15 protein-coding genes are annotated in these 16855 nt (G+C 67.4%); 4 read left to right on the top strand and 11 right to left on the bottom strand.

Annotation, left to right across the window (positions count from 1 at the left end; genetic code table 11):
- Positions 1-87 precede the first annotated feature (87 nt).
- Positions 88-1071 carry an enoyl-CoA hydratase/isomerase family protein gene (locus BM244_RS17825; RefSeq protein ID WP_254784541.1) on the top strand — a complete coding sequence of 328 codons (984 nt, stop codon included), beginning with the start codon at positions 88-90 and terminating at the stop codon, positions 1069-1071.
- On the opposite strand, the gene BM244_RS17830 is transcribed toward BM244_RS17825, so the two are convergent.
- The 5 genes from BM244_RS17830 to BM244_RS17850 form a co-directional block, all read right to left on the bottom strand.
- Positions 1000-2406 (bottom strand): amidohydrolase family protein, encoded by a 1407-nt coding sequence (locus tag BM244_RS17830; RefSeq protein ID WP_093400259.1) that lies wholly within the window; start codon positions 2404-2406, stop codon positions 1000-1002. The genes BM244_RS17825 and BM244_RS17830 overlap by 72 nt on opposite strands.
- The gene (locus tag BM244_RS17835; RefSeq protein ID WP_093400260.1) at positions 2400-3569 is read right to left on the bottom strand and encodes a CoA transferase; all 1170 of its coding nucleotides are present in this window, start codon (positions 3567-3569) and stop codon (positions 2400-2402) included. Before BM244_RS17835 ends, BM244_RS17830 begins: the two co-directional genes overlap by 7 nt.
- 1 nt (position 3570) lies before the next feature.
- The gene (locus tag BM244_RS17840; protein ID WP_093400261.1) at positions 3571-5064 is read right to left on the bottom strand and encodes a class I adenylate-forming enzyme family protein; all 1494 of its coding nucleotides are present in this window, start codon (positions 5062-5064) and stop codon (positions 3571-3573) included.
- 9 nt (positions 5065-5073) lie between these two features.
- Positions 5074-5367, bottom strand: a complete 294-nt coding sequence (locus tag BM244_RS17845) for a hypothetical protein (protein WP_093400262.1) — start codon at positions 5365-5367, stop codon at positions 5074-5076.
- A 274-nt stretch (positions 5368-5641) separates the two neighbouring features.
- A complete protein-coding gene (locus tag BM244_RS17850; RefSeq protein WP_093400263.1) occupies positions 5642-7153 on the bottom strand; it encodes a CoA-acylating methylmalonate-semialdehyde dehydrogenase in 1512 nt (503 codons plus the stop codon).
- A 97-nt stretch (positions 7154-7250) separates the two neighbouring features.
- Between BM244_RS17850 and BM244_RS17855 the strand changes: the two genes are divergently transcribed.
- Entirely contained in the window at positions 7251-8132 is an 882-nt protein-coding gene (locus BM244_RS17855) for a LysR family transcriptional regulator (protein ID WP_093400264.1), read from the top strand.
- 30 nt (positions 8133-8162) lie between these two features.
- On the top strand, positions 8163-9788 hold the full coding sequence (locus BM244_RS17860; RefSeq protein WP_093400265.1) for a GMC family oxidoreductase: 1626 nt from the start codon (positions 8163-8165) through the stop codon (positions 9786-9788).
- Here BM244_RS17860 and BM244_RS17865 read toward each other — a convergent pair.
- The 6 genes from BM244_RS17865 to BM244_RS17890 form a co-directional block, all read right to left on the bottom strand.
- A complete protein-coding gene (locus BM244_RS17865; RefSeq protein WP_093400266.1) occupies positions 9785-10543 on the bottom strand; it encodes a 2-oxo acid dehydrogenase subunit E2 in 759 nt (252 codons plus the stop codon). The genes BM244_RS17860 and BM244_RS17865 overlap by 4 nt on opposite strands.
- Positions 10544-10649: 106 nt before the next feature.
- Positions 10650-11711 (bottom strand): CaiB/BaiF CoA transferase family protein, encoded by a 1062-nt coding sequence (locus BM244_RS17870; RefSeq protein WP_093400267.1) that lies wholly within the window; start codon positions 11709-11711, stop codon positions 10650-10652.
- Positions 11708-12862: an acetyl-CoA C-acetyltransferase gene (locus tag BM244_RS17875; protein ID WP_093400268.1), complete on the bottom strand. Its 1155-nt coding sequence runs from the start codon at positions 12860-12862 to the stop codon at positions 11708-11710. Before BM244_RS17875 ends, BM244_RS17870 begins: the two co-directional genes overlap by 4 nt.
- On the bottom strand, positions 12862-13662 hold the full coding sequence (locus tag BM244_RS17880; RefSeq protein ID WP_093400269.1) for an enoyl-CoA hydratase/isomerase family protein: 801 nt from the start codon (positions 13660-13662) through the stop codon (positions 12862-12864). The genes BM244_RS17875 and BM244_RS17880 overlap by 1 nt, the downstream gene beginning before the upstream one ends.
- 115 nt (positions 13663-13777) lie before the next feature.
- Complete coding sequence (locus BM244_RS17885) at positions 13778-14968, bottom strand: acetyl-CoA C-acyltransferase (RefSeq protein WP_093400270.1); 1191 nt, start codon at positions 14966-14968, stop codon at positions 13778-13780.
- Positions 14969-14987: 19 nt separating this feature from the next.
- Positions 14988-16115, bottom strand: a complete 1128-nt coding sequence (locus tag BM244_RS17890; RefSeq protein WP_217649156.1) for an acyl-CoA dehydrogenase family protein — start codon at positions 16113-16115, stop codon at positions 14988-14990.
- 73 nt (positions 16116-16188) lie between these two features.
- Between BM244_RS17890 and BM244_RS17895 the strand changes: the two genes are divergently transcribed.
- Complete coding sequence (locus BM244_RS17895; RefSeq protein ID WP_093400271.1) at positions 16189-16830, top strand: TetR/AcrR family transcriptional regulator; 642 nt, start codon at positions 16189-16191, stop codon at positions 16828-16830.
- The last annotated feature ends 25 nt before the right edge of the window (positions 16831-16855 follow it).

The raw sequence follows: 16855 nt of genomic DNA on the forward strand, positions 1-16855 counted from the left end.
GCGACCATTTTAAGTCGCTTTACCGGACCGGCAAGCGCGGGCACATCGTAGGGGCGGTCAATCGGGCCGGGGAGGGCGAAAACCAAGGTGACGAGCGTCGATCCCTACATGATCGATCCCGCGCTCCTGGCGTCGCACTGGGCCGGCGACCGGATGCCGCTGGCGTTCGTCGAGGTCGATCAACTGGCGGACGATTTCGGCGAACTTCACCTGCCGCCGTTTCCGATAATCGGCGTTGGCGATCCGTTGCATCCACGATCACGGCACTTCGATACGATCGTCGAAGCACCAGCCACGGCCGAGCGCATCGTCGAACAGGCGACCTGTCATCCTTACGCGGCAGCGGCATCGGTGCAGCTGTTGCGGTGTACCGAAGGCATGGATGCGCGCGCTGCGTTGACGCTGGAGTCGATAACCTACGCGATGCTGCAGGGGAGCGTCGAGCATACGGACTGGATCGTCGCACAGCCACGGACCGACCCTGCGCCGCCTGGCCGGATTGTGCTGAACCGCGACGACACCTGCTTGCGGATCGTGATCGATCGGCCCGGCGCGCGCAACGCGGTCGACCGGGCACTCCGCGATGCGCTGTTCGAGGCGTTCACGATCGCCGCGCTCGACCCGGACATCGCGCGCGTCGAACTGCGCTCGGTCGGGCTGGCGTTCAGCGTGGGTGCCGATCTGGCCGAGTTCGGAACCACGCGCGATCCCGCGACCGCGCATGCGATCCGGGCCGTGACGCTGCCGGCGCATCCGTTGTCTCGCTGTGGCCCCATCGTCGACATGCACGTGCAGGGCGCCTGTATCGGCTCCGCGCTGGAGATGGCGGCGTTTGCAGGACGGATCACGGCAGCGCCTTCTGCATGGTTCCAGCTTCCCGAACTGGCGATGGGTATCCTGCCGGGGGCAGGCGGCTGCGTCTCGATCCCGCGTCGGATCGGCCGGCAGCGAACGGCGCTGATGATCCTGTCGGGCAAGCGGATCGACGCCGCGACGGCGCTACGCTGGGGGCTGGTCGATGCGATCGTGGACGCGCCGGCCGTCGATCCAGGTGGCCTGCACTCCGACTGAGGCCAGGTCGTCGCGCGCGCGCGCCCATCTCCGATCGAGCAGGCAGAGATCGGCGGGTGCGCCGATCTCGACATGCCGCCGCCGGCGCAAGTCATCGGGGGCGGCGAGATACAGGTCGAGCGCCTGTTCGGGGGTAAGCGCTTCGCCCGCACCGATCGTTGTCCCCGAGTGAGTCTGGCGCGAGACCGCGGCGGCCATCGACATCCAAGGGTCCGCGCCGCCGAACGGTGCATCGCTGCCGCCCGCCAGCGTCACACCCGCGTCGAGTAACGCCCGCAGGCGATACAGCAGCAGTTGCTCCTCAGGCGCTACGCTGTCGCGGTACGCGTCGCCGCGCTCGGCGATGAAGTGCGGCTGGCTGACGACCGCGAGACCGAGGCGCACGATCTCCGTAACGGCGGTGTCGGGCGCGATCGAGGCATGTTCGATACGGTCGCCTCGCATCGCACCCGCTTCGTCGATCGCGGCCAGCGTGAACACCAGTTCGACCTCGGTCACGCAGTGAACCGCGACCGTGCGGCCCCGGTCGTGCGCCTCCCGGATCGAATGCACGATATCGTCGAACGCCGGCAGCGCGGCTTCGTGCAGGTGCAGCTTGACCGGGCCAAGCGTCATACCGTCCGCCATGTCATCCCGGCACAGCGCACTGCGCCCGGCCAGCATGACCGTCTGGGGCAGGTTTCCGTTTGCGCGTTCGGCAGCGAAATGTCGGGCGATCACGGAGTCGTTCGCGGGCGATATCTCCGTAAGGCCGGTCACGCCGCGCGCGGCGAGCATAGTGCCGATCGTTGCGAAGGACGGCGGCCGACCGGCGAGCGCGGTCTTCAGCCATACATCCCCCTCGAACAGTCGCCCGGTGAAGCGTCCATCGACCCGCTCCAATCCCTGCGGTGCGGATCGACCGGCGAGCAGCAGATCGAGCGCCATCGAGTTCAGAAACCACATCCGCCCGCCCCGGTGCTGGATCCGGATCGGCCGGTCCGCCGCGATCGTATCGAGCATCCCGGCGTCGAGCATCCCCGCGACGCTTTGGTGATACCCGATGCCGCGTAGCCAGCCCGTATCGGACCTGCGCGACGCCTCGGTCAGCGCTGCGGTCAACGCGTCCAGGCTGGTGACATGGGGCGGGCCGCATTGCACCGACGCCGCGGCGGCGGCGAGCGCGGCGACGTGGATATGGTGGTCGTGCAGGCCCGGCAGCAGCAGCCCGCCGGACGCATCGATCGACGCTTCTCCCGCGGCCGGGGATAGCTGTCCGATCGCGACGACACGGCCGTTTTCGATGCGGAGATCGGCCAGGCGCCCCCCCTCCAGCTCGGCGCCGCGGATCAGCATAGAAGCAGCTCGGCCAGCGCCGTTCGCGTATCGGCGCCCAGTGCCGCTACCGGACCTGTGGTGCGCGATTGCACGGTCGGAAACGGCATTCCCTCGGCCGCGGCCCATGCGATGAGCGAGGCGTCGAAATCGCCGGACCGCCGGGCGATCGCCATCGCCTCCGCAACGACGCCGCTCATGGCGAGCCCGTACCGACCGCCTTGACCCGACTCCCAGGCCTGCCACGCGAAGCCGGCCGCACGGATCCCGGTAAGCGGATCGGCGACTGCGTCGCCGACGAAACCGGCTCGTCCGGCGACGTCGTGCAGCGCTGCACCGAGCCCCGCCGACATAGCGCAATCGTCGCCGAAGCCGACCCAGTTCGCAGCATCGCCTTGCGCGCCGTGCCCGGTGATCGTGATCCAGGTCAGTCCCGGTTGTCCGCGGACCAGTTCGTTCGCGCGGATGCCGAGATGCTCGAGTGCGCGCGGCCGCGCGGCTTCGATCACGATGTCCGATCGTGCGATCAGCGCCAGGAGTGCCTCGCGCTCGGCGGCGACGGTAAGATCGAGCGCGACGCTTGCCTTGCCTTGGTTGAGCAATGCGAAAAAAGCTGCGTCACCGCGCCGCATCGCATCGGGCCGTGTCCGGCTCTCGATCTTTGTGACGTCGGCCCCGGCCAGCCACAGAAGGTGTGCCGCCAATGGCCCAGCCCACAAGGCGGACAGATCGAGCACCCGCGGCGCCCGCCTGCCCGGTGGCGAACTTGCAGCTGCCCGCATCATCACCGTGCAGGCACGTACAATATCAGGCGTTCCGTTCGCGGCGGCGATCGCCAGCCCCAGCACTCGGCCGCGCGCGACGAGATCGTCGCCATCCTGCCTGACCATGCCGGCGGCAACGGCTGCAACGTCGCGATAGTCGGCGTCAGTCTCGAACAGCGCCGGCAGCAGCGTCCAGTCGTCCGGTCGCGCGAGGTTCAGCGCCACGCCCCCGGTCCGCGTATCGAAAATCCGGCATCCGCCGCCCGCCGATCCCCGGCTGGGAATACGGAAGCCGCCGAGCATCCCGCGCTCGCCCAGCAGGGTCGCGCCATCGACCGCCGCGAGCCTTTGCCCGGTCAAGTGTTCGAAATCGCGCACCCAGGTTTCGGCAACATCGGCAAGCGGCATGGCGACTGTCATGTCAGCCCTCGAACAGCTTGCGGACCTCACGTCTGAGCAACTTGCCCATCTCGTTATAGGGCAGCGTGTCGACGAACATGATCCGCTCCGGCACGCGCGACGAGCGCAGCCGGTCCCGGATCAGCGTACGCAACTCCGCCTCGTCGGGGCGGGTATGTTCGGGGCGGCAGGCGAGCGCGACGCCGACCGCCTCGCCCCATTCCGCCGATGCTACCGCGACTGCCGCCGCGTCGGCGATCGCGGCGTGCGTCAGCAGCACGTCCTCGACCTCGCCCGGCGAGATATTCTCGCCGCCGCGCACGATCACGTCGTCCGCGCGGCCAGCGAGGAAGAGATACCCGTCCGCGTCGATCCAGCCGGCGTCGCGCGTCGGGAACCAGCCCTGCGCATCGAGTGCGCTACGTTCCTTGTATTCGCCCGATACCTGGTCGCCGCGGACGTAGATCTCACCGCGTTCACCGGCGGGAAGCACCTTGCCGTCTTCGTCGCGGATCTCGAGTTCGATCGTCGGCAGCGGCCGGCCGACCGAAGACAGCCGCGCGCGAATTTCCGCGTCATCCGTACGATGCGCGGCGCGGTGGTCCTCAGGGCCAAGCAGCGCGACCGTCGAGCTTGTCTCGGTCAGGCCGTAGGCGTTGGTGAAGCCGGTATCCGGGAACAGGTCGAGCGCGCGGTCGATCAGTTCGGCCGGCATGCGACCGCCGCCATAGGCGATCGCGCGCAACGACGCGATGTCGCCGGGTGCCTTCGTATCCATCGCGGTCACGATCCGCGACAGCATCGTCGGCACGACGAAGGCGTTGGTCGCGCGCTCGGCTGCGACCAGCGCCAGCCAGGCCTCGGGATCGAACGCGGGCAGCATCAGGATGCGCCGCATCGCATAGACCGAGCTGAGCACCGCCGCGATTCCCGCGATATGATAAGGCGGGACGCAGACCAGCGCGGCGTCGTTCTCGGGTGCCGACCCGAACTCGACGGTGCCGAGGATATACGACAGCAGGTTCGAATGGCGCAGTAACGCGGCCTTGGGCGCCGCGGTGGTTCCGCTGGTGAACAGCTGAATCGCGATCGTCTCGTCGGTTTCGTCGAGCTCGGGGCCGTCCGCATGCGCTTCGGCCTCGCGGACGAAATCGGCGCGCGACCACGCGCTATGGCCAACCTCCGTGCTCAGCTTGCCGACCCGCTCGACATTCCCGATGACATAGGCGGGCGCGATCCTAGCGAGCAACGCGCCGAGGTCGGCATCCGCGAGCCGGTAGTTGAGCGGCACGTACGGGACCCCCGCGATCGCCGCGCCGAACAGCGCGATTGCGGAAGCCTCGCTGCTTTCGTCGAGCAGCGCGACATGGGTCGCATTGCTGTCTCGGATGCTTCGCGCGGCCCCCTGAGCAGCGCGGTAGAGGGCACCGTAGGACCAGCGTCGGCCGTCGCAGACCAACGCGATCCGGTCGGCGTCGGTATCCGCCGCCATCTGGAGAAAGAGCGAGATGTTCATGGTCGGGCGTCAGTCGGACGCGGGCAGGGGCTTGGCGTCCTTCGTGACGAGCGCGACACCGTCGAGCGACAGCGATCCAGCCCCCTGCTTGACGCACAGCAGCTCGACCGTGCCGCCTGCATCGACATAGCGCTTGCCTATCCGCGTACCCTCCGCGAATGCCGGGTCGATCGTGCCGCGCTCGGCGGAGCGCTCGTCCGCCATCGGCGCGCCGCCGCATGCCACCACGCCGTCGCTACCGCCGCGGATGACCATGACTTCGGTGTCGCAGACGACGGATTTGAGCTTCGTTCCGGGCTTCATGGCGTCCTCGAATGTACCGCGTGCCTGTTCGCTCGCTTTCCCGATTGTAGAGGGGGCGGGGGTCCGAGCGTCAACCCTCCCGGCATCGTGCCGACGATGAGATTGGGGGACGCGTGGCGGCGGGAGAAGTTCGGCGGCTATCTCCCGCCTACCTGTTCTCCCGCAAAGGCGGGAGCCGAGTCTGCGTCCCCGCCTTCGCGGGGAAACAGTTTTAACTGCGATCGCCCAGCCCGGCCTCCGCGGGGGTGGTGCAGGACGAATGCGCTGCCGCCCCTTACCCCATCGTCGGAATGACGAAGCTCTGATCCACCACCGACCCCGCGGTGACGTCCGCCGCCGGCCAGCGCTGGGTCACCTTCTTCGTGCGCGTGTAGAAGCGGATGCCGTCCATGCCGTACTGGTCGAGGTCGCCGAAGCCCGAACGCTTCCACCCGCCGAAGCTGTGATACGCGACCGGCACCGGGATCGGCACGTTGATGCCGATCATGCCGATCTCGACGCTGCTCGCGAATTTCCGCGCGAAGTCGCCGTTGCGCGTGAAGATCGCGACGCCGTTGCCGTATTGATGGTTGGTCGGATACGACACCGCCTCCTCGAATGTCCTGGCGCGCATGATCTGGAGCACCGGCCCGAAAATCTCCTCCTGATAGCTCTGCATCTCGGGCGTCACGCGATCGAGCAACGTCGGCCCCATGAAATAGCCGTTCTCGTAGCCCTGCAACGTCAGCCCGCGCCCGTCGACGACCAACTCGGCACCCTCGTCGATAGCCATCTGGATATAGGCCTCGACCCGCGCCTTGTGCGCCGCGCCGATCACCGGCCCGTAATGCGCTTCAGGATCGGTCGGCACGCCGACGCGCAGATCGGCGATCGCCGCGATCAGTTTCCCACGCAGGCGTTCCGCGGTCTCCTCGCCGACCGGCACCACCACCGGCAGCGCCATGCAGCGCTCGCCTGCCGAGCCGTACGCAGCGCCGATGATGTCGGCGACCGCCTGGTCCATGTCGGCGTCCGGCAAGATGATGCCGTGGTTCTTCGCGCCGCCCATGCACTGCACGCGCTTGCCGTTCGCGGCACCGCGGCCGTAGACATATTGCGCGATGTCGGACGATCCGACGAAGCTGATCGCCCTGATGTCGGCATGGTCGAGGATCGCGTCAACCATCTCCTTGTCACCGTGGACGACGTTCAGGATACCCTTGGGCAGGCCCGCCTCGATCGCTAGTTCGGCGAGGCGCACCGGCACCGATGGATCGCGCTCGGACGGCTTGATGATGAACGCATTGCCGCAGGCGATCGCGGGCGCGCACATCCAGAGCGGGATCATCGCCGGGAAGTTGAACGGCGTGATGCCGGCGGCGATGCCGATCGGCTGGCGCATCGAATAGACGTCGATGCCGGGGCCGGCGCCTTCGGTGTATTCGCCCTTGAGCAGATGCGGGATGCCGCAGACGAACTCGACCACTTCGAGCCCGCGCTGGATGTCGCCCTTCGAATCGGCGATCACCTTGCCGTGTTCGCGCGACAAAAGTTCGGCGAGTTCGTCCATGTGCGTCTCGATCAGTTCCTTGAACCGGAACATCACGCGGGCGCGGCGCTGCGGGTTGGTCGCGGCCCAGGCCGGTTGTGCCGCCTTCGCATTCGCGACCGCCTCGTCGAGTAGCGCGGCATCGCCCAGCGCGACCTTCGCCTGCACTTCGCCGAGCGCGGGATCGTAGACGTCGCCGAGCCGCGTGGGCGTCGCGGTCGAAGCCGTGCCGTCGATGAAGTGGTGGATCGTGCGCATCGGGGATTCCTCATCCTTTGTTTATGAGGATGGGATAGCATCTGCGATTTTGCGCAGATATACGGGTAGGATGCGAAGTCGTTGTGCGTTTTTGTAGGTGCTGGACTGGGATGATCTGCGCATCTTCCTCGCCGTCGCGCGTAGCGGCAGCTTCGTCGCAAGCGGCCGCGCGCTCGGACTGAACCACACCACGCTCGCGCGTCGCCTGACCGCGCTCGAAAGCTCGATCGGCACGCGGCTGTTCGATCGCTCGCCGCGCGGCGTCCAGCCGACCAAGGCGGGGCTCGACCTGATCGAGCATGCCGAGCGGATCGAGGACGAGGTGCTGGCCGCGGGTCGCCGTATCGAGGGGCAGGACGGTGCGGTCTCCGGCGTCGTGCGGCTGTCGACGCCGGAAGCGTTCGGCACATATTTCATCGCCCCGCGCGCGCATTTGCTCAACGCGGCGCATCCGCAGATCGAACTCGAACTCGCACCCGAATCGCGCACCGTGAACCTGTCGAAGCGCGAAGCCGACATCGCGATCAGCCTGCATCGGCCTGACCAGGGCCGGTTGCAGGCGGCGCGCCTTGTCGATTACCGGATCGGCCTGTACGCATCCGAAGACTTGCTCGCACGCGTCGGGCCGATCGAGACACTGGCGGCGCTGCGCTCGCAGCCGTTCATCTCGTATATCGAGGAGATGATCGACCTGCCCGAACTGCGTAACCTCGATCGCTCGCTCGCCAAGCGGTGCGTCTTCCGCTCCAGTTCGGTCGCGGCACAGATGGAGGCGGTCGCGTCGGGGCTCGGTTTCGGCCTGCTCCACTGTTTCGCGGTCGGTCCGCACATGCGGCTGGTGAGGGTGCTGCCCGACGCGGTCGAGGTCGTCCGGAGCTACTGGATGGTGCTCCATGCCGATCTCGCGCGGGTGCCACGCATCCGCGCGGTCGCCGATTTCGTCGCGGAGCGAGTCCGCGCGGAAGCGGGAAGTTTCTGATACGGGCCGATAAAAGAGGAGAGGGGCGGGATGACGGACTTCGGCACGTACGACTATGTGGTCGTCGGCGCGGGGTCGGCCGGCTGCCTGCTCGCCAACCGTTTGTCCGCCGACCCGGCGAACCGCGTGCTGCTGCTCGAAGCCGGCGGTAAGGACGACTGGATCTGGTTTCACGTCCCCGCGGGCTATCTATTCGCGATCGGCAATCCGCGTGCGGACTGGATGTTCGAGACAGTCGCCGAAGCGGGGCTGGGCGGTCGCAGCCTCGCCTATTCGCGCGGCAAAGTCATCGGCGGATCGTCGTCGATTAACGCGATGATCTACATGCGGGGGCAGTCGGCCGACTATGACGGGTGGCGCGATCTGGGGCTCGCCGGGTGGGGCTGGGACGACGTCCTGCCGTATTTCCTGCGGCACGAGGATCACATCGCAGCCGACGGCATACATCACCGTGCGGGCGGCGAATGGCGGGTCGAGCATCCGCGCGTCCGCTGGGACATCCTCGACGCGATCCGCGCGGCAGGTGCCGAAGCCGGCATCGCGCCGATCGACGACTTCAACCGCGGCGACAATGCTGGCTCGGCGCATTTCCAGATTAACCAGCGGGCCGGACGGCGGGTCAGCGCGGCTAGCGCGTTCCTGAAGCCCGCGTTGAAACGGCCGAACCTGCGGCTCGAAACCGGCGTCGAGGTAGAGCGGATCGTCTTGGACGGTGCGCGTGCGACCGGCATCGTCTTTCGACGCGGCATCGATCGGTGGACGGTGCGGGCAGACCGCGAGATCATCCTGTCGGCGGGCGCGATCGGTTCGCCGAAAATCCTGCAACTCTCGGGGATCGGCGACCCTGCGGCATTGTCGGCGGCGGGCGTTCCGGTACTGCATGCGCTGTCCGGCGTCGGCGCCAATCTTCAGGACCATCTCCAGATCCGCCCGGTCTATCAGGTCAGCGGCGTCCGTACGCTCAACACCGATTACGCCAACCTTTTCAGGCGCGTCGTAATGGGGCTCGATTACGTCGTCCGCAAACGCGGGCCGCTGACGATGGCACCGTCGCAGCTCGGCATGTTCGCGAAATCGTCGAGCGACTATGCGACCGCCAATCTCCAGTTTCACTTTCAGCCTCTGTCGCTCGACAAATGGGGCGATGGAATGCACCGGTTCGGCGCGTTCACCGCCAGCGTCTGCAACCTGCGCCCGAGCAGTCGCGGCAGCGTGCGGCTCGCGAGCCCCGATCCGCACGCGCCGCCGCTGATCGCGCCCGGCTATCTGTCGACCGACGAGGACCGCCGGGTCGCGGTCGATTCGCTCAGGCTGACGCGGCGGATCGTCGAGCAGGCGCCGCTCGCACGGTTCCGTCCGGTCGAGTTTCGGCCGGGTGCAGACGTGCAGACCGACGCCGCGTTGCTGACTGCCGCGGCGGCGCTCGGGACGACGATCTTCCACCCGGTCGGCACCACGGCGATGGGCCCCGACAGCGATCCGCAGGCGGTGCTCGACGCACGATTGCGGGTGCGCGGGATCACCAGATTGCGCGTCGTCGACGCCTCGGCGATGCCGCGGATCGTGTCGGGCAACACCAATTCGCCGACGATCATGCTCGCGGAGAAGGGCGCGGCGATGATTCTCGACGACGCCCGCTCAGCGCGCCGGGATTAAGCCGGGACTAGGTCGCCGGCCAGCAGCGCCGCGCCGATCGCGCGCACGAACCGCGCCGCGTCTGCGCCGTTGATCACGCGGTGATCGTAGCTCAGCGATAGCGGCAGCATCTTGCGCCATCCGATGGCACCATCGCCGTCCGGATACGGCCGCAGCTGGATCGCGGTGGCGCCGAGGATCGCGACCTCGGGCACGTTGATCAGCGGCGTGAACGCGGTCCCGCCGATATGCCCGAGCGACGAGACCGTCATCGATCCCCCCGCCATGTCGGCCATCGAAAGACCCTTTGCCTTCGCCTTGTCGGCCAGTTGCACGAGCTCGGCGGCGAGATCGGCGATCGGCCGCGTCGACGCATCGCGCAGCACCGGCACGACGAGCCCCTTGGGGGTGTCGACAGCCACGCCGATGTTGACGTATTTCTTGAGCACCAGCGACTTGCCGTCAGAGCTCAGCGACGCGTTGAAGGTCGGGAACTGCGCGAGGGCTTGGGCAAGCGCGCGAACGAGCAGGATGACCGGGGTCAGCTTCGCCTCCGGATGCGCGTCGTTCCAGGCCTTTCGATCCGCCTCGAGCTGCGTCACGTCGACCTCGTCGTGATGCGTCACGTGCGGCACCGCGATCCAGTTGCGGCCGAGATGCGCGCCGGTCAGTTTCTGGATGCGCGACAGCGCCACCGTCTCGGTCTCGCCAAATTCGTTGAAGTCGTAGTCCGGAAAAGGGGCGAGCCCGGAAAGATGCGTGAGCATGTCGGTCATGGATGCGCGTTCCTGTGCAATGGCGTTGCGCCAGCCTACCAAGGAATTGTGCATCGTGACCGGGCGTGACCGGGCGTCGCCAAGCTAGCGCCGGGGCGATGCCGGGTTAGCAGATACCCCAGTCCGCGAGCCGCGCGGCGCCTTCGGTGGTCGGCGCGACCCGCCCGGGCGTACGCGACAGCCGCGGGGCGGGGGCGGCGTGCCACGCGCCGTCCACCATATCGCCACGGTCCGCCATGTGCGCATGCGCGGGAACCTCGTCGAGGTCGAGCACCGGCGCGAAGCAGGTGTCGGTCCCCTCCAGCAGCGCGCACCATTCGTCGCGCGACCTGGTCACGAATACCGAAGCGAAAAGGCGCGTGGTTTCCGCCCAGCGCGCCGCATCCATCTGACTGGCGGCCAGTGCGGGTGAGAGCCCGAGCCGGTCGAGCAGTTTGGCATAAAATTTTGGCTCGATCGCGCCGACCGAGACATAGCGGCCGTCGGCGCAGGTGTAGCAGCGGTAGAAGGGCGCGGCGCCGCCGAGCATGTTGCGGTCGCGGTCCATCGATACGTGGCCGGCGGGAACCAGCCCTGCGAACATCGCCATCATCGAGTTGACGCCGTCGACGATCGCCGCGTCGACCACTTGTCCGCGCCCCGATCGCGCACGTTCGAGCAGCGCGGCAAGAATCCCCGTCACGAGGAACATCGATCCGCCGCCGAAATCGCCGATCAGGTTCAACGGGGGCGGGGGAGGACTGCCGGACGTACCGATCGCCGCCAGGGCGCCGCTGACCGCGATGTAGTTGAGATCGTGGCCTGCGACCCGCGCCAGCGGTCCGGTCTGCCCCCAGCCGGTCATCCGTCCATAGACGAGCCGCGGATTGCGTTCGAGCATCGTGATCGGCCCGAGCCCGAGCCGCTCCATGACTCCCGGCCGCAACCCCTCGATCACGACATCGGCGCGATCGGTAATCGCGAGCGCCCGGTCACGGCCTTCCGGCGTACGAATGTCCAGGGGTAGCAGCGCACGACCGCGGTCCATCACCGGGTTGGGCCAGCCATTGCCCCCGACGCGCTCGATCCGCAGCACCTCGGCGCCGAGATCGGAAAGCAGCATCGCGGCATGCGGGCCAGGCCCGATGCTGGCGAACTCAACGACGCGCAGGCCGGCAAGCGCGGTCACCGGTTCAGCATCTCGACGATCGTTACGTTCGCCATCCCGCCGCCCTCGCACATCGTCTGCAAGCCGTAGTGCCCACCGCGCGCCTTCAACGCATGCACCAGAGTCGCCATTAGCTTCGTGCCGCTGGCGCCCAGCGGATGGCCGAGCGCGATCGCGCCGCCGTTGACGTTGAGCCGCGCCGGATCGACTCCGGTTGCCTGCAGCCACGCCATCGGGATTGCGGCGAAGGCTTCGTTGACCTCGAACAGGTCGATGTCGTTGATCGACAGCCCGGCGCGCTTGAGCGCCTTGGCGGTCGCCGGGATCGGCTCCTCCAGCATGATGACCGGGTCGCCGGCGGAGACGGTCAGCGTATGAATGCGAGCGAGAGGCGTTAGGCCGTAGGTCTTGAGCGCGGCTTCGCTGACGATCAGCGTGGCGGAGGCCCCGTCGGTGATCTGGCTGGCGTTGGCAGCGGTGATCGTGCCGCCCTCGGCGATCGTCTTGACGCTGCCGATGCCCTCCAGCGTCGCGTCCGCGCGGATGCCTTCGTCGTGCGCATGCGTGCCGATCGGGACGATCTCGTCGGCGAACGCGCCACTCGCCGTCGCAGCAGCAGCGCGCCGGTGGCTCTGCAAGGCGTAGGCATCCATCGCTTCGCGCGTGAGGCCGTATTTGTCCGCGACCATCTGCGCGCCGGTGAACTGGCTGAACTCCGCGACCTCATAGCGGTCGAGGATCGCCTTGCTCCACGGGCCTTCGCCGATCCCCGCCTCTGCATGAAGGCGGAAGTTCGAGCCCATCGGCACGCGCGTCATGCTCTCCGCGCCGGCGGCGATCACGACGTCCTGCGTGCCCGACATGATCGCCTGCGCGGCAAAGTGCAGCGCCTGTTGCGACGATCCGCACTGACGGTCGATCGTCACTGCAGGGATGCTGTCGGGCAGTGACGAGGCCAGCACCATGTTGCGCCCGAACGCGAATGCCTGCTCGCCCGCCTGGCTGACGCAGCCGACGATCACGTCCTCGATCGCAGCGGGATCGATTCCCGTTCGCGCTACCAGCGCATCAAGCACGATCGCGCCGAGATCGGCCGCGTGAACGCCCGCCAGCGCGCCCTTGCGACGGCCGCCGGGGGTGCGCAACGCGTCGACGATATAGGCATGGGCCATCAGACTGCTCCTGGGGAATCGGATCCGGGGAAATCGGGTTTGCGCTTTCCGAGATAGGCGGCGATCCCCTCGCGCCCTTCGGGTTTGCGCGCCTGTCCGGCGATGCTGCGCGCCTCCGCGTCGAGATGCGTTTCGAACGGCGTGACCTGCGCGTCGAGCAGCAGCCGCCGGGTCGCGCCGATCGCCGACGTCGCCGACGCGGCCAGTTCGTGCGCGAGCGCCAGCGCCTCGGTCGCCAGTGCACCCTCGGCAGTGACACGCGTGACCATGCCGATCGCCGCAGCCTCGTCCGCCTTCACACGCGTATTGCGCAGGCAAAGCTCCTGCGCGCGTCGCAACCCGATCATCCGCGGCAACAGCCAACTCGTGCCGCCGTCGGGCGACATGCCGATCGCGGTGTAGGCGAGCCTGAAATGCGCCGAAGAGTCCGCAAGCGCGATATCACCGAGCAGCGCCAAGCCGATGCCCGCACCCGCGGCCGGTCCGTTGATCGCGGTGATCAGTGGCTTGTCCATCCGCGCAAGCCGCGCGATCGCAGCGTGGAGATAGGCGGTGATCTCCTTCAGCAATGTCGGCAGGCGTTCGCCTGCGTCGCCGAACGAAGCGATGTCGCCGCCCGCACAGAAGAACCGTCCGTTGCCCGTCAATACGACGCAGCGTACGCCCGGATCCTCGTCACAGGCGATCGCCGCTTTCATCAGCGCGCGCGCCATCGGGATATCGATCGCGTTGGCGGATTCCGGGCGATCAAGCGTCAGCGTCGCGACCGCGCCGTCGTGCTCGACCCGGAGCCCGGTCATCGTGTCGCCATTCCGGCCGCTCCGTTTTCCTGCGAGCGGAAGAGCCCAAGGTTATGAGCGTCGTCTACCGTAACCCTGGATTCCTGCGTGCGCAGGAAAACCGAAGAGGCGCTTGTCATGCGTGGATCAGTTCGACCGCGACCGCCGTCGCTTCGCCGCCACCGATGCAGAGCGCTGCGACGCCTTTGTTCAGACCACGCAGTTTCAGCGCGGCGACCAGCGTGGCGATGATCCGCGTACCGCTCGCGCCGATCGGATGGCCGAGCGCGGTCGCGCCGCCGTTGACGTTCAGTCTGTCGCGCGGGATGCCGAGTTCGCGCATCGCGATCATCGCGACGGTCGCGAACGCCTCGTTCACCTCGAACAGGTCGACGTCCTCGACACTCCAGCCCGCGCGATCGAGCACTTTGCGGATCGCCGAGACGGGCGCGGTAGTGAACAGCGCCGGGGCATGCGCGTGCGCGGCAGTGGCGACGATCCGTGCCTCCTGCGACAGCCCGAACTTCTCCGCAACGCTCGCCCGCGTCAGCACCAGCGCAGCCGCACCGTCGGAGATCGACGCCGAGGTGGCGGCCGTGATCGTGCCGTCCTTGGCAAAGGCGGGGCGGAGGCCGGGGATCTTGTCCGGCTTGGCCTTCTCCGGCTGCTCGTCCTCGCTGACGATCACGTCGCCCCCGCGCGTCTTGACCGTGACCGGTACGACCTCGTCCGTGAAGCCGCCGCCGGTGACCGCGGCGCTGGCGCGCGTCAGGCTCTCGATCGCGAACGCGTCCTGGTCCTCGCGCGTGAACTGGTATTCGCACGCGGTATCCTCGGCGAAGGCACCCATCGGCTTGCCCTTTTCATAGGCATCCTCGAGGCCGTCCATCATCATCGAATCGGAGACGACGTCATGGCCGATCCGAGCGCCCGAGCGATGCTTGGCGAGGAGGAACGGTGCGTTGGTCATGCTCTCCATGCCGCCGGCGATCACGACGTCGACGGTGCCGGCCATCAGCGCCTCAGTCGCCATGATCGTCGCCTGCATGCCCGATCCGCACATCTTGTTGACGGTGGTCGCCTCGACCGAATTGGGCAGGCCGGCGCCAAGTGCCGCCTGCCGCGCGGGCGCCTGGCCGAGCCCGGCGGTCAGCACGCAGCCCATGTAGATGCGGTCGATGATCGCCGGATCGACCTTCGCGCGTTCGACCGCGGCGCGCACCGCGGTGGCGCCGAGCTCGACCGCCGTGACGCCGGACAACGCCCCCTGGAAGCCGCCCATCGGCGTGCGGGCATAGCTGGCGATGATGACGGGATCGGTGGACATGGTTCTTCCTTCGTGAAGTCTAGAGCGCGCGGGCGATGACCATCCGCTGGATATCGGACGTACCCTCGTAAATCTGGCAGACGCGGACATCGCGATAGATCTTCGCAAGTCCGTATTCCTCGAGATAGCCGTACCCGCCGAGCGTCTGGATCGCGCCCGAACAGATCGTCTCGGCCGCTTCCGACGCGAACAGCTTGGCCATCGATGCTTCGGTCAGGCAGGGCTGACCGGCATCCTTAAGAGCGGCAGCGTGGAGCACCAACTGGCGACTTGCCTCCAGCTTCGACGCGAGGTCTGCGAGGCGGAAGCCGACCGCCTGATGTTCGATGATCGCTTGACCCATCGACTTGCGATCCTTGGCATAGGCGATCGCGATCTCGAGCGCGGCCTGCGCCATGCCGACGCACTGCGCGGCGATACCGATGCGCCCGGCTTCGAGGTTCGACAGCGCGAGGCGATAGCCGCCACCTTCCTCGCCGAACAGCAGCGACTCGTCGAGAAACAGGTCGTCGAACCGGATCGCGGCCGTGTCGGACGCGGCCTGGCCGAGCTTGTGCTCGACCTTGTCGACCGAATAGCCGGGGCTGTCGGTTGGCACGAGAAAGCCCGAGATGCCGCGCTTGCCCGCCGCCGGATCGGTGACCGCGAACACCATCGTCACGCCGGCGATCTTGCCCGAGGTAATGAACTGCTTGGCACCATTGAGCCGCCAGCCACCCTCGACCCGAGTCGCGCGCGTCCGCATCGCCGACGCGTCGGAGCCGGCATCGGTCTCGGTCAGCGCGAATGCACCGATCATTCGGCCACCGATCAGGTCGGGCAGGAACCGCGCACGATGCGCGTCGGTGCCGTATTTCAGGATACCGGACACGAGCAGGCTGTTCTGGATCGATACGACCGTCGACAGCGCGCCATCCGCCGCCGCCAGCTCGATCAGTGCGAGTGCATAGGACACATAGTCCGCCCCGCCACCGCCAGCGTCTTCGGGTGCGGTCATCCCCATCAGCCCGAGATCGGCCATCTCGACGAACAGTTCGGGTGGAAAGCCCTTGTTCGCCTCGAACGCGACGCTGTGGGGACGGATACGCTCCTGCGAGAACGAACGGATCGCGTCCTTGACCGCGGTTTGGGTGTCGGTAAGCATCATGGACGTACGATCCGGTATGGTAGTTACTGGCGAGTAGTTGCGCCCGATGCCGCCCTTGTGTCAAGATAAGCGCATGCCTGCACGTCCTGCCATCCAGCCTGCGATATCGTCACCGTTCCAGTCTTCGGAATCGCGCGAGGCGTTGCGCATCGAGAAACGCGATGCACTTCTTCGTGCGGCCGTCGGAATGTTCAACGAGCGTGGGTTTCACGCGACGTCGCTAGACGACGTCGCGGCAAGCCTCGGGGTCACCAAGCCGGTGATCTACAATTATCTTGGCAACAAGGATCAGGTGCTGTTCGAGTGCGTCCGCATGGGGCTGGGCCAGCTTCGCGGTGCGGCCGAACGTTCTCAGCAGGTCGGCGGCAGCGGCCTTGACCGGTTGAAGGCGTTCCTGCGTTTATACGCCGAGGTGACGATGGACGATTTCGGTCGCTGCGTCATCCGAACGCCCGACGAAGTCCTCTCGCCGAGTGCGCGCACGCAGTTCCGCGCGCTCAAGACCGAAATCGATGCGACGATGCGCGGTATGATCGAAGAGGCGGTGGGCGATGGTTCGGCGGTGGTCAAGGACGTCCGCCTGACCGCGTTCACGCTGGCCGGTGCGCTGAACTGGCCCGCACGGTGGTTTCGCCCCGAAGGGCCGATGTCGGCGCAACAGGTCGCGCACGACATCGTCGAACTCCTGTGTTCGGGCCTCAGCCCAAGCCAGTGAGTGTCTGCACGGCGGGACGGCGTGC

The organism is Sphingomonas sp. OK281, assembly GCF_900115295.1.
GTDB lineage: Bacteria > Pseudomonadota > Alphaproteobacteria > Sphingomonadales > Sphingomonadaceae > Sphingomonas.

Bases quoted from the DNA above. Each gene is read 5' to 3' on its own strand.
- BM244_RS17890 (WP_217649156.1), bottom strand. From the start codon at position 16,115: ATGATGCTTACCGACACCCAAACCGCGGTCAAGGACGCGATCCGTTCG.
- BM244_RS17880 (WP_093400269.1), bottom strand. From the start codon at position 13,662: ATGACCGGGCTCCGGGTCGAGCACGACGGCGCGGTCGCGACGCTGACG.
- BM244_RS17865 (WP_093400266.1), bottom strand. From the start codon at position 10,543: ATGACCGACATGCTCACGCATCTTTCCGGGCTCGCCCCTTTTCCGGAC.
- BM244_RS17845 (WP_093400262.1), bottom strand. From the start codon at position 5,367: ATGAAGCCCGGAACGAAGCTCAAATCCGTCGTCTGCGACACCGAAGTC.
- BM244_RS17860 (WP_093400265.1), top strand. From the start codon at position 8,163: ATGACGGACTTCGGCACGTACGACTATGTGGTCGTCGGCGCGGGGTCG.
- BM244_RS17840 (WP_093400261.1), bottom strand. From the start codon at position 5,064: ATGAACATCTCGCTCTTTCTCCAGATGGCGGCGGATACCGACGCCGAC.
- BM244_RS17850 (WP_093400263.1), bottom strand. From the start codon at position 7,153: ATGCGCACGATCCACCACTTCATCGACGGCACGGCTTCGACCGCGACG.
- BM244_RS17830 (WP_093400259.1), bottom strand. From the start codon at position 2,406: ATGCTGATCCGCGGCGCCGAGCTGGAGGGGGGGCGCCTGGCCGATCTC.
- BM244_RS17885 (WP_093400270.1), bottom strand. From the start codon at position 14,968: ATGTCCACCGATCCCGTCATCATCGCCAGCTATGCCCGCACGCCGATG.
- BM244_RS17835 (WP_093400260.1), bottom strand. From the start codon at position 3,569: ATGACAGTCGCCATGCCGCTTGCCGATGTTGCCGAAACCTGGGTGCGC.
- BM244_RS17895 (WP_093400271.1), top strand. From the start codon at position 16,189: ATGCCTGCACGTCCTGCCATCCAGCCTGCGATATCGTCACCGTTCCAG.
- BM244_RS17875 (WP_093400268.1), bottom strand. From the start codon at position 12,862: ATGGCCCATGCCTATATCGTCGACGCGTTGCGCACCCCCGGCGGCCGT.